This window comes from Streptomyces sp. NPDC086080 (assembly GCF_044540255.1).
Lineage (GTDB): Bacteria > Actinomycetota > Actinomycetes > Streptomycetales > Streptomycetaceae > Streptomyces.
In genome coordinates, this window is the sequence record NZ_JBITRU010000006.1 from 124,558 (window position 1) to 136,275 (window position 11,718).

General features: G+C 72.4%; 10 protein-coding genes. 8 read left to right on the top strand and 2 right to left on the bottom strand.

From position 1 onward, the window contains the following. The first annotated feature begins 151 nt into the window (after window positions 1-151). From ACIF9R_RS10040 to ACIF9R_RS10070, 7 genes are all read left to right on the top strand, one after another. A complete protein-coding gene (locus ACIF9R_RS10040; RefSeq protein WP_399976924.1) occupies window positions 152-565 on the top strand; it encodes a hypothetical protein in 414 nt (137 codons plus the stop codon). A gap of 160 nt (window positions 566-725) precedes the next feature. Then, a complete protein-coding gene (locus ACIF9R_RS10045) occupies window positions 726-2,972 on the top strand; it encodes an MMPL family transporter (RefSeq protein WP_399976927.1) in 2,247 nt (748 codons plus the stop codon). Continuing rightward, window positions 2,950-3,507, top strand: coding sequence for a GNAT family N-acetyltransferase (locus ACIF9R_RS10050; RefSeq protein WP_399976930.1), 558 nt, complete (start codon window positions 2,950-2,952; stop codon window positions 3,505-3,507). Before ACIF9R_RS10045 ends, ACIF9R_RS10050 begins: the two co-directional genes overlap by 23 nt. Window positions 3,508-3,542: 35 nt before the next feature. Then, entirely contained in the window at window positions 3,543-4,124 is a 582-nt protein-coding gene (locus tag ACIF9R_RS10055; RefSeq protein ID WP_399976934.1) for a hypothetical protein, read from the top strand. A gap of 247 nt (window positions 4,125-4,371) precedes the next feature. Next, window positions 4,372-4,551, top strand: a complete 180-nt coding sequence (locus tag ACIF9R_RS10060) for a hypothetical protein (protein WP_399976936.1) — start codon at window positions 4,372-4,374, stop codon at window positions 4,549-4,551. A 353-nt stretch (window positions 4,552-4,904) separates the two neighbouring features. Beyond that, window positions 4,905-7,961 carry an AAA family ATPase gene (locus ACIF9R_RS10065; protein ID WP_399976939.1) on the top strand — a complete coding sequence of 1,019 codons (3,057 nt, stop codon included), beginning with the start codon at window positions 4,905-4,907 and terminating at the stop codon, window positions 7,959-7,961. Window positions 7,962-7,995: 34 nt separating this feature from the next. Continuing rightward, window positions 7,996-8,196 (top strand): DUF6191 domain-containing protein, encoded by a 201-nt coding sequence (locus ACIF9R_RS10070; protein ID WP_399976942.1) that lies wholly within the window; start codon window positions 7,996-7,998, stop codon window positions 8,194-8,196. 7 nt (window positions 8,197-8,203) lie between these two features. Here ACIF9R_RS10070 and ACIF9R_RS10075 read toward each other — a convergent pair whose 3' ends face one another. Together ACIF9R_RS10075 and ACIF9R_RS10080 are read right to left on the bottom strand one after the other, a co-directional pair. Then, window positions 8,204-9,364: a PQQ-dependent sugar dehydrogenase gene (locus ACIF9R_RS10075; protein ID WP_399976945.1), complete on the bottom strand. Its 1,161-nt coding sequence runs from the start codon at window positions 9,362-9,364 to the stop codon at window positions 8,204-8,206. A gap of 250 nt (window positions 9,365-9,614) precedes the next feature. After that, complete coding sequence (locus ACIF9R_RS10080) at window positions 9,615-10,613, bottom strand: aldo/keto reductase (protein ID WP_399976946.1); 999 nt, start codon at window positions 10,611-10,613, stop codon at window positions 9,615-9,617. Between the two features lie 75 nt (window positions 10,614-10,688). Here ACIF9R_RS10080 and ACIF9R_RS10085 point away from each other — a divergent pair, with 75 nt between their 5' ends. Continuing rightward, complete coding sequence (locus ACIF9R_RS10085; RefSeq protein ID WP_399976948.1) at window positions 10,689-11,642, top strand: 2-hydroxyacid dehydrogenase; 954 nt, start codon at window positions 10,689-10,691, stop codon at window positions 11,640-11,642. Window positions 11,643-11,718: the final 76 nt, after the last annotated feature.

An 11,718-nucleotide genomic window follows, 5' to 3' on the forward strand; every position in this document is an offset into this window, starting at 1 on the left:
GTCACGGTGCGCCCCTCTGCCATGCGATCAGCGACGACGGCCGACCACGCGTGCGAAGCCCAGGGTGCGGCCCCGGTCCGCGCGCCGCCGGCAGGCGACCGGCGGGACCCGCATCCGGGGTTCCCGAACCGACGCGCTACGCTCCCGCGCCATGAGTGGACGCGCTGATTCCGACCACCCGCGCCCGCCCCGGGACCTCCGGACCGAGGAGGCCGCCGAGGGTGCCGGGCACCCGGAGGACGCCGAGGACCCCCGCGACGGGGACGACGCCCGCGACGGGGGTGACGCCGAGCACGCCGAGCAGGGTGACGGCGTCGAGGGGGAAGCGGGACGGGCCCGGTGGACCGCGGCCGGCGCCGGGGGCGTGCTCGCCGTGGCCGGGGTGGCCGCGGCCCTGCTCCGGAACACGGGCTCCGCCCCGGCCCTTGTCCCGGCCGCCTACGCCTGCGGGGCCGCGGTCTGTGGCCTCGCGGCCGTCCTCGGAGCGCGCGGGCGAACCCGCAGGGCCCTGTGGCTGCTGATCGGAGGACTCCTGGTGATGGCGCTGGGGGACCAGTTCGACTGACCCGCTCCGCGAATGTGAGTTAGTGCACGAAAGCGACAAACGATCATTTCTGCCTGCAAGAGTGGCAGGACATTGCTCATGCGTTCTTTGCGGGCTGTTCGGTTCTCGCTCGACTGTTCCCGGCCAAAGATCCACACCGAGTCATCCCGGGAGCACATTCGTGGCAGCCCTAGCACGCTGGTGTGTCCGACGCCGTCTGATCGTCGTTCTTCTCTGGCTTCTCGCCCTCGGCGGAGTCGCCGTCGGCGCCTTCACCGCCGGTTCCGCCTATTCGAACGACTACCAGGTGCCCGGCACCGAGTCGGGGCGGGCCACCGAACTGCTGCGGGAGGGCTTCCCCGACCTCGGCGGGGAGAGCGACAACGTGGTCTGGCACGTAGGGTCCGGCAGTGTCCGGGACGCCGGCGTCGAGCAGGCCATGACCCGCACCCTGGACCGGATCGAGGACCTGCCGGGCGTGGCCGCCGTGAGCGGCCCGTACGACGACGAGGGCGCCGGACGCGTCAGCCAGGACGGCCGCACCGCCTACGCCACGGTCACCTTCGAGGACCGGAGCGAGGACCTGGCGGCCGACGAGGCCGCCGCCGTGGTCAAGACGGCCAAGGCCGCGGAGGCGGACGGACTGAGCGTGGAGCTGAGCGGCAGCGCCGTCGAGGTCAGCGAGTCCTCCGGAGGGCACACCGCCGAGATCGTCGGCGTACTGATCGCCGCCGTCGTCCTGTTCCTCGCCTTCGGTTCGCTCGCCGCCTCGTTGCTGCCCATCGCCACCGCCCTGGTCAGTGTCGGGACCGCCTACGCCGGGATCGTGCTGCTCGGGCACGTCATGACCGTCGCCGACTTCGCGCCCATGCTCGGCATGCTGGTCGGTCTCGGCGTGGGCATCGACTACGCGCTGTTCATCGTCACCCGGCACCGACGCGGACTGAAGCGCGGCCTCACCGTCACCGAGGCCGCCACCAACGCCGTCGCCACCACCGGACGGGCGGTCGTCTTCGCGGGTGCGACCGTATGCATAGCCCTGCTGGGCATGCTGATCCTCCGGCTGAACTTCCTCAACGGCGTCGCCATCGCCGCCGCGCTCACCGTGGTGCTGACCATCGCCGCCTCCATCACCCTGCTGCCCTCCCTGCTGTCGTTCATCGGCATGCGCGCGCTCAGCCGTCGGGAGCGGCGCCGACTGGCCGAACTCGGGCCCGAGCCGGAGCTGCCGACCGGGTTCGCCGCCCGCTGGTCCGCGTTCGTGGAGCGTCACCCGAAGCTGCTCGGCGCGATCGCGGTCGTCGTCATGGCCGTCCTCGCGCTGCCCACCCTCTCGCTGCACCTGGGCACCTCCGACCAGGGCAACGACCCCAAGGCGTCCACCACGCGTCAGGCCTACGACCTCCTCGCCGATGACTTCGGTCCCGGAGTGAACGGGCCCCTCACCCTGGTCACCGAGGTCGACGGCGCCGGTGACCGGCTGGCCCTGGACAACCTCGGCCCCACCCTGCGCGGCACCGACGGAGTCGCCTCGGTGTCACCGGTGACCTACGCGCAGAGCGGCGACACCGCCTACCTCACCGTCGTACCGGAGTCGTCGCCGCAGTCGAAGCAGACCAGTGACCTCGTCGACCGGCTGCGCTCCGACGTGCTGCCCCGCGCCGAGTCGGGCACCTCGCTCGATCTGCACGTCGGTGGCGTGACGGCCGGCTACGACGACTTCGCCGACGTCATCGTGGACAAGCTGCCGCTCTTCGTCGGCGTCGTGATCAGCCTGGGCTTCGTGCTGCTCCTGCTGGCCTTCCGCTCGATCGGTATCCCGCTCAAGGCCGCCGCGATGAACGTGGCCGCCGTCGCCGCCGCGTTCGGCGTCGTCGTCGCGATCTTCCAGTGGGGCTGGGGCAGCGACATGCTCGGCCTGGGCGCGGGAGGCCCCATAGAGCCCTTCCTGCCCGTGATCATGGTGTCGGTCCTCTTCGGGCTCTCCATGGACTACCAGGTCTTCCTGGTGAGCCGGATGTACGAGGAGTGGCTGGAGACCGGCGACAACCGACGTGCCGTGCGGGTCGGCCTCGCGGAGACCAGCCGGGTGATCAACTCCGCCGCCGTGATCATGATTTCGGTCTTCCTCGCCTTCGTCCTCACCGGCGACCGTGTGATCGCCATGTTCGGCATCGCGCTCGCCGTGGCCGTCGCTCTCGACGCCTTCGTCCTGCGCACCCTGCTCGTCCCCGCGCTCATGCATCTCCTCGGCGGCGCCAACTGGTGGCTGCCGCGCCGGCTGGACCGTGTCCTGCCCCGGATCAGCATCGAGCCGCCCGAGGCCCGTGCCGCGCATGAGAGGCTGGCCGCCGCCACGGACGCCGAGGCGGCGGACGTGCTGGCCGAGGAGGAGCGACAGCGGGATGTACGCGATACGACTGGGTGACGACGGAGCCGAACTGCGCCCGCTGGAGCCCTGGCACGCCGAGGAGTTCCTTGCCCATCTGGACAGGGGACGGGAGTTCATCAACCAGTACGTCCCCTTCGGCTCCCAGGCCACGGACGTGGCCGGCGCGCGGGAGGCGCTCCAGCGGTACGCCGACTGGCGCGCCGCCGATACGGCCTCCCTGCACGGGCTGTGGCTGGACGGCAAGCTCGTCGGTGGTGTGCTCACCCTGAACTTCGACGCCCGGAACGGCACCTGCGAGGTGGGGTGCTGGCTGGAGCCCGCGGCCACCGGGCGCGGGCTCGTCACCCGCGCGATGCGGGTGCTCATCGACTGGGCGGTCGAGCAGCGGGGGATCCACCGGGTCGAATGGGTCGCCGCGGCGGGCAATACGCCGAGCATCGCGATCGCCCGCCGGCTCGGTATGACCCGCGACGGTGTGCGCCGTGAGGCCCATCTCCACCACGGGGTGCGCCATGACCTGGAGGTGTGGTCGGTCCTGGCCTCGGAATGGCGTGCGCACAAGGATCATTGAGCGTTCTCTCAGAGAGCGTCCGTACGGTGCGGGGCATGGGAACCAGGACAGAGACCGAAACGGAAACCGGGGCCGGGCCCGGGACCGGATCCGAGAACGAGCGCGACGACACGGCAGTGGACGCCCCTGACGCCGACGCCACACAGCCGGAGCCCGAGCCCGAGCCGGAGCCGGAGCCGGAACAGGACGCAGACGGGGCCGGGGCCGGGGCCGAGGAATCGTCCGGTGTCGGGCAGGGCGCCGCCGCCGTCGTGTCGGGGGCGTTCGGTCTCGTCTCGCTCACCGGCAGCTGGCTCGGCACCGTCGCCGCCGCGCGCGAGACCCTCGTGGGCCAGCTGGAGACGGCGGCGGACGCCGACGTCGCCACCCAGGTCAAGGAGGTCTACGGCGACGCCTGGAACACCAGCGCCCTGTGGGGTGGCCTGTTCGCGCTGACCGCGCTGATCGTGGGCGTGGTGGTGCTCGCCGGACCCGCTTTCGCAAGGCCCGGCCGGACGGCCCGGGCGCCCTGGATCACCTCGGTCGCCTGGGCGGGCGTCACGCTCGGCGTCGTCGGACTGCTGCTGGCGGTCCTCACGTACACCGGCGTACTGCTGGGACTGCCCGCCACCGGCTGATCCGGCGCAGGTCACGATGGGGTCTTCGGGCGACCGGAGACCCCTCGCGCACGTTCCGGCACGGCACGGGCCGGACCGAGGGCTTAGAAGGACCCGAGAGCCCGGTGACCGTACTGAGGACCTTCTAAGGTCCCGCGGACCCTCGAAGATATGGAACCTTCCCGATGTGTCCGGCCCGTCTCGGAGACGAAGGTGGAGGCATCGCGAAAAGCGATACCGACACCGACTCCGCCAGGGGGACCACACCATGTTCGAGCACGCTCTCCACCAGCTCCGCCACGAGGAGCTCCTCCATCGGGCCGAGCACGAGCGACAGGTGCGTGAAGCACTGCGCCTCCGCCGGGCCGCCCGCCGCGAAGCCGCCGCGCGGGCCGCCGACCCCGAAAGCCACGGCCACCGCCGACATCGGTTCACCCGCGCCGCATGAGCCCTCCGCGGGCGACGGCGGCCGCACGGGGGTCGGCGGCCGCCCCCGCGGATGCGAGGCACCGGCCCGTCCGGTGGGCGGTGCCGGGCCGAAGTCCGGCGGTGTGCCGAAGCCCGTCGGCCGGAATTCCCCGGCACCGGCCGGGGATCGCCGTGGGGCCCGGTTCCGGCAGTGGGCTGGTGGCCGGTACGGGGCCGGAGTCTGGCGGCGCGCCGACATCCGCCGGCCGGATCCCGGCACCGGGTGGTGCGCGGTGCGGGGCCGCGGCGGTTCCGTGCGAGGTCGGCAGCGGGGGTGCGGTGGGCTGCTCTGCCGTGAGGAAAACCGGTGCCCTGCTGTCGGAGGTGCGTGCGATGCTCGGGAGCGTGGAGACCAAGTCTGTCAGTCCGGTGTTCGTCGGCCGCACCACTGAGCTCGACACCCTGACCAACGCACTCGCCCGTGCCGCGGCCGGTGAGCCGCAGGCAGTGCTGGTCGGTGGTGAGGCCGGAGTCGGAAAGACCCGCCTCGTCGAGGAGTTCGCCGCGGTGGCCCGCCGCCGGGGCGCGATCGTCACGCTCGGCGGCTGCGTCGAGATCGGCGCCGACGGACTGCCCTTCGCCCCCTTCTCCACCGCGCTGCGCCAACTGCGCCGCGAACTGCCGGAGCAACTCGCCGCGGCCGCCTCCGGGCAGGAGGAGGAACTCGCCCGTCTGCTGCCCGAGATCGGCACCTCCGCCACCCGCGAGGCCCGCCGCGACGAGCAGGGCATGGCCCGCCTCTTCGAACTCACCGCCCGCCTGCTGGAACGCGTCACCACCGAGCACACCGTCGTCCTCGCCCTGGAAGACCTGCACTGGTCCGACGCCTCCACCCGCCACCTGCTCGCCTATCTCTTCCGCACCCTGCGCACCGGCCGCCTCGTCGTTCTCGCCACCTACCGCTCCGACGACATCCACCGCCGCCACCCCCTGCGCCCCCTCCTCGCCGAACTCGACCGGGTCCGCACGGTCCAGCGCGTCGAACTCGGCCGCTTCAACCGCGACGAGGTCCACCGGCAGATCGCCGGCATCCTGGCCCGCGAACCCGACCCGGACCGCGTCGACGACATTTTTGACCGCTCCGACGGCAACGCCTTCTTCGTCGAGGAACTCGCCGTCGCCGCCGACGAGGGCTGCTGCACCGGCCTCACCGACTCCCTCCGCGACCTGCTCCTGGTCCGCGTCGAGGGCCTGCCGGAGACCGCCCAGCGGGTCGCCAGAATCGTGGCCGAGGGCGGCTCCACCGTCGAGGACCGGCTGCTGGCCGCCGTCGCCCGGCTCACCGAGGACGACCTCATCGAGGCTCTGCGTGCCGGTGTCAACGCGAACATCCTCGCCCCCGCGCCCGACCGTGACGGCTACCGCTTCCGTCACTCCCTGGTCCGCGAGGCCGTCAGCGACGACCTGCTGCCCGGTGAACGCTCCCGCCTCAACCGCCGGTACGCCGAGGCCCTGGAAGCCGACCCCACCCTCGTCCCCGCCGACGAGCGGGTGACCCGTCTGGCCAGCTACTGGTACCACGCCCACGACGCCGTCAAGGCCCTGCCCGCCGTGCTCGACGCCTCCGTCGAGGCCCGTCGGCGCCACGCCTACGCCGAGCAACTGCGTCTGCTGGAACGGGCCATGGAGCTGTGGGACACCGTCCCCGACGCCGTACGGGCCACCCTGCGACCCGTCGACTACGCCGAGATCTACCCCCCGTGCGGCGGCGACCCGGAGACGCCGCTGCGGTACCTCGACCTGATGGCCGAAGCCGCCGTCGCCGGCCGTCTCTGCGGAGAACGCGAACGCTCGCTGAAGATCACCAAACGGGCGCTGCGCCTCCTCGACGAGGACCCCGAACCCCTGCGCGCCGCCTGGTTCTGGGTGCAGCGCTCCCTGCTCACCCAAGCCCTCGCCCGCGGTGACGGCTGGGCCGAACTCGGCACCGCACAGGACCTGGTGCGCGGACTGCCGCCCTCCGAGGTGCACGCCGACGTCCTCGCCTCCGCGGCCGGCTGGTCGATGCTGCACGAACCCGGCCCCGAGGCCATGGCCGCCGCCGAACGCGCCGTCGAGTACGCGCGCATGGTCGGCGCTCCCGACATCGAGCTCAACGCCCGGCTCACCCTCGGCGGCCTCATGGTCGACGCCGGGGACATCGAGACCGGACTCGCCGAGATGTACGAGGTCAGGGACAGGGCGATCGAACTGGGCGTGGACATGGTGGTGGCACGCGCCCATGTGAACCTCCCCTCCGTACTCGAAGGCGTCGGCCGCTCCGAGGAGGCCGCGACACTCCTCGCCGAGGGCGTCCACATCGCCCGCAGGCTCGGACTGCTGGACTCCGAGGGCTGGGTGTGGGGCAACCTCGCCGAGTCCTTCCACTCCCTCGGCCGGTGGGACGAGGCGGCGCAGGCCGCGGCCAACGCGCAACGCTTCGAACAGAACGCCAAGCCACGCGCCGGCGGCTCGACGCGCCTGGCGCACCTCGCCTACGACCGCGGGGACCTGGCCGAGGCGGCCCGCCGTCTCGCCGACGCCCGCGCCTTCTTCGGCACCCACGACCCGATGCCGCAGTACGCCCTCCCCATGAAGCGGGTCGCCCTCGGCATCGCCGCCGACGAGGGACGTCTGCCCGACGCCCGCGCCGAACTGCTCGCCGCCCTGGACACCGGACTCCCGCCCGGCACCCAGCGCTACGGCTGGCCGCTGCTGCTCGCCGCCACCACCGCGGAGGCGGACGCCCGCGGCGCCCAGGCGACCGATGCCGGCCGGCCGGAGATCCTGGAGCGGGTCCGCAAGGCCGCCAAGACCCTGGCGACCGGGGTGCCCGTGTGGCGGGCCTACGACCTGTGGCTGCGCGCCGAACTGCTGCGGGCCGAGGGCAGGACCGCGCCGGACGAGTGGTCCGCGGCCGTCGAGGCGGTGGAGCCGCTGGGACGGCCCTACGACCTCGCGCGCGTCCGGTTCCGCCTCGCCGAGGCGCTGCTCTCCTCGGGGGCGGGTGACGACGAACGCGCCCGCGCCACGGAACTGCTGCGGCTGGCCGACGCCGTCGCCGGCCATCTCGGTGCCGCCCCGCTGGCCCGCGCCGCCGCCCTGCTGGCCCAGCGGGCGCGTCTCGTGCCGGCCCTCGCGGCGCGAGAGGCGGCTCCCACTCCCGCCGATCCGGTGGAGGCCCTCGGTCTCACCAGCCGGGAGCGCGATGTCCTGCGCCTGGTGGCGGCCGGCCACACCAACCGGCGTATCGCCGAGGAACTGTTCATCTCCCCGAAGACGGCCAGCGTCCATGTCTCGAACATCCTCGCCAAGCTGGGCGTCTCCGGTCGCGGCGAGGCGGCGGCGTTGGCCCATCGGCTCGGCCTGTTTCCGGCGGAGGCCGGGGAACGGCTGGCGGCGGGATACTAGGCGTACGACGTGGGCGGTCCCGGGAAGGGGAGCGATGTTCGGTGCTTTCGAGGAACTGTTCGCCCCGGGCCGCAAGCACACCCGCGACGAGCAGAACCGGCTGGAACTCACCCGGGAGGACGTCGGCGACGCCGATCCCGGACGAGGCCCGATAGACCTCGCGTCCGGAAAGGTCACCGTACGGTCGCCGACGCCGTCGGAGGAAAAACCGGTCGAGGAAACGGAGGAGGACTGAACGCCGACTAGCTCACTCGGAGTTCCAGGATGCGGTCGTCGCCTTCCTTCGGGGTGACCCTGCCGTCGGTGTTGCTGGTGACCAGCCACAGCGTGTCGTCGCCCGCCGAGACCACCGTGCGCAACCGGCCGTACTCGCCCTCCAGGAAGGACTGCGGGTCCGCCGAGGCCTCCGTGCCCTTCAGGGGTATGCGCCACAGACGCTCGCCGCCCAGGCCCGCCATCCAGACCGACCCCTCGGCGTACGCGATGCCGCTCGGGGAGGCCTCGTCCGTGCTCCACTGGTCGATCGGATTGTGGAAACCGCTGTCGCCGGACTCGCCCTCCGCGTCCGGCCAGCCGTAGTTGTCGCCGGGCACGATCGCGTTCAGCTCGTCCCAGGTGTTCTGGCCGAACTCCGAGGCGAACAGCCGCTGTTTGCCGTCCCAGGCGAGCCCCTGCACATTGCGGTGGCCGTAGGTGTACACGGGGGAGTCGGGGAACGGGTTGCCCGGGGCCGGCTCGCCCTCCGGGGTCAGCCGGAGGATCTTGCCGCCGAGTGACTCCTTGTCCTGGGACAGGCCGGTGTCACCGGTCTCGCCCGTGCCCACGTACAGCATCTTGTCCGGGCCGAAGGCGATCCGGCCGCCGTTGTGGATCACACCCTTGGGGATGCCCCGGAAGACCGTGTCCGGTGCGCCCAGCTGCTCTCCGGCCGGCTTCTTCGGGTCGTGGATCAGGCGGACGATGCGATTGTCGGAGGCCGAGGTGAAGTAGGCGTAGATCATCCGGTCCGAGGCGTACTCGGGGGAGAGCGCGATGCCCAGCAGGCCTCCCTCGCCCGACGGGGACACCCCCGGTACCTCGCCCAGCTCGGTCTTCTCCCCGGTCCTCCCGTCGACCAGGGTGATCGTCGCCTCGTCCCGGGAGGACACCAGAAGATCTCCGCCCGGCAGGGGAGCCAGACCCCAGGGGCTCTTCAGACCCGTCGCGACCGTGCGGACCACCTTCACCGAGCCCTTCGCGGGTGGGGTCTCCTCCCCGGTCCGCGCCGGGGCCGACGAGCGCGCCGTCGTATCGGTCGGGGTGGCGCTGCCGTCCACGCCCGCTGTTCCTCCGTCGTCGGAGGAACAGCCGGCCGTCAGCAGGAGGGCGGCGGCCAGCACGGTCGTCACGGCTCGATGTCGCACGATGGATCCCTTCGACGCGGCGGGTTCTACCTGTCATACACCGCTCGCGCCTCCCAGGTTCCCGAACGCCCGACCTCGAACCACGAGTCCGCAGGAGGCGATCCCCCGCCGGCACCCGCTGATCCGGACCCGCTCCCGTACCTCCGCCCGCAGGTCCGGGTCCGGCTGCCCCAGGACCGGATCACTGGTGCCGGGCCGGGCCGTACCGTGCCGTGCCGGGGCGGCCGCCTCCCCCCTACCGCCCGCCGACTCAGTCCCACGACCCCTGGGCTGCAGGCAGTCCCGCGATCTCCGTCAGGTCCTCTTCCGTCAGGCTCAGGGCCGCCGCCGCCGCGTTCTCCGTGACCCACCGCTCCCGCTTCGTGCCCGGGACCGGGATCACCTGGCGACCCCGGCCCAGCACCCAGGCCAGGGCCACCTGCGCCGGGGTGACGTGCTCACCGTGCCGGCGGGCGACGCGGCGCAGGCCGGCCACGATCGGCTGGTTCGCGGCCATCATCTCGGCCGTGAACCGGGGGTGCCGGGCGCGCAGATCGTCCGCCTCGAAACCCCCGCCGGGGGTCAGCGTCCCCGTCAGGAAACCGTTGCCCAGCGGCATCGCGGCCAGGAAGCCGACTCCCCGGGACTCGCACCAGGGCAGCAGCGTCTCCAGCGCCTCCGGCGACCACACGGACAGCTCCGCCTCCACCGCGCTCACCGGGAAGACCTGCTGCACCCGCTCCAACTGCCGCACCGTCGCGTCGTGCAGCCGCGCCCCGGGCCGCCGGGACGAGCGGGCCCCGACCGCGCAGAGCCCCAACGCCCGTACCTTTCCGGCCTGTACGAGCTCCGCCATCGCGCCCCAGGTCTCCTCGACCGGGACCTCCGGGTCGGCACGGTGCAGCTGGTAGAGGTCGATGACATCGGTCTGCAGCCTGCGCAGCGACGCGTCGCAGGCCCTTCGCACGTACCCGGGGCGGCCGTTGGCCACGATGTGCTGGTCGCCCACCAGCAGGCCGACCTTCGTGGACACGAAGGCCTCGCGGCGCCGCTCCCTCAGCACCCGCCCGAGCAGCAGCTCGTTGGTGAACGGGCCGTACATGTCGGCGGTGTCGAGGAGGGTCGAGCCCGCGTCCAGGGCCTGGTGCACCGCCCTGAGCGACTCCTCGCCGCGCTGCCGGGACGTGCTGTAGGCCCAGCTCATCGGCATGCATCCGAGTCCTACGGCCCCCACCGCGAGCGCCGCCGCGCCGATAGTCCTGCGCTCCACCTGCTCGTGACCCTCCCTCTTCGGCCCCCCAACCTAACCTCTGCCGCGGACAGCTCCTGAACTAGCCTCCCGACCATGACTGCTGCTGATGTATGGCTTCCCCTTCCGCCGGACGAGATCGACGGCCTCCCCGAGGGGCCGCGCTACCGCTTCTGGGACGGTGGTGAGGAATTTCCCGCCGATCCCGCCGACTGCGCCTTCTACGTCGTGCCGTACATGAAGCCCGCGGGGGTCGGTCTGCGGCCGATGCCGCTGATGCGTTCGGTACGGGTCGTGCAGACCCTGTCGGCCGGCACCGACCACGTCGAGCCCGGACTGAAGCACCTGCCCCCGGGCGTACGGCTCTGCAACGCGCGCGGAGTGCACGAGGCCAGCACCGCCGAGCTCACGCTCGCGCTGATCCTGGCCTCCCTGCGGGGCATCCCCGGATTCGTGCGGGCGCAGGACAAGGGGGAGTGGCGCGGCGGGTTCCGGCCCGCGCTGGCCGACCGGTCCGTCCTCATCGTGGGGTACGGCTCGATCGGCGCGGCCATCGAGGACCGGCTCGTTCCGTTCGAGCTCGCGCGGGTGGCACGCGTCGCGCGCTCCGCGCGCACCACGGAGCGCGGGCCGGTGCATCCGCTCACCGAACTGCCCTCTCTGCTCCCGCAGGCGGATGTCGTCATTCTCTCCACCCCGCTGAACGAGTCCACCCGGCACCTCGTGGACGCCGGTTTCCTGGCCCGGATGAAGGACGGCGCACTCCTCGTGAACGTGGCCCGCGGGGGCGTCGTCGACACCAAAGCGCTGCTCACCGAGCTGGAGAGCGGACGCATCACCGCGGCCCTGGACGTCACGGATCCGGAACCGCTGCCCGCGGAACACCCCTTGTGGCGGGCGCCGGGCGTGCTCGTCACCCCGCACGTCGGGGGACCCACATCCGCGTTCCTGCCGCGCGCCGAGCGGTTGCTGCGGGATCAACTGCGTCGTTATGTGAACCAGGAGGAGCTCGGCAACGTGGTCCTGGTCACGGGAGCGGTAGGCATGTAGTCCGCTTCGAGTACCGTCCGCGTCGTCCCGGGCGCGGTGGGTACGCGTACAGCAGTTGATCGTTACGGAGCGTAGA

Excerpts from the sequence above, each read along its gene's own strand:
- ACIF9R_RS10050 (WP_399976930.1), top strand. The coding sequence starts at position 2,950 with ATGTACGCGATACGACTGGGTGACGACGGAGCCGAACTGCGCCCGCTG.
- ACIF9R_RS10085 (WP_399976948.1), top strand. The coding sequence starts at position 10,689 with ATGACTGCTGCTGATGTATGGCTTCCCCTTCCGCCGGACGAGATCGAC.
- ACIF9R_RS10070 (WP_399976942.1), top strand. The coding sequence starts at position 7,996 with ATGTTCGGTGCTTTCGAGGAACTGTTCGCCCCGGGCCGCAAGCACACC.
- ACIF9R_RS10060 (WP_399976936.1), top strand. The coding sequence starts at position 4,372 with ATGTTCGAGCACGCTCTCCACCAGCTCCGCCACGAGGAGCTCCTCCAT.
- ACIF9R_RS10055 (WP_399976934.1), top strand. The coding sequence starts at position 3,543 with ATGGGAACCAGGACAGAGACCGAAACGGAAACCGGGGCCGGGCCCGGG.
- ACIF9R_RS10065 (WP_399976939.1), top strand. The coding sequence starts at position 4,905 with ATGCTCGGGAGCGTGGAGACCAAGTCTGTCAGTCCGGTGTTCGTCGGC.
- ACIF9R_RS10040 (WP_399976924.1), top strand. The coding sequence starts at position 152 with ATGAGTGGACGCGCTGATTCCGACCACCCGCGCCCGCCCCGGGACCTC.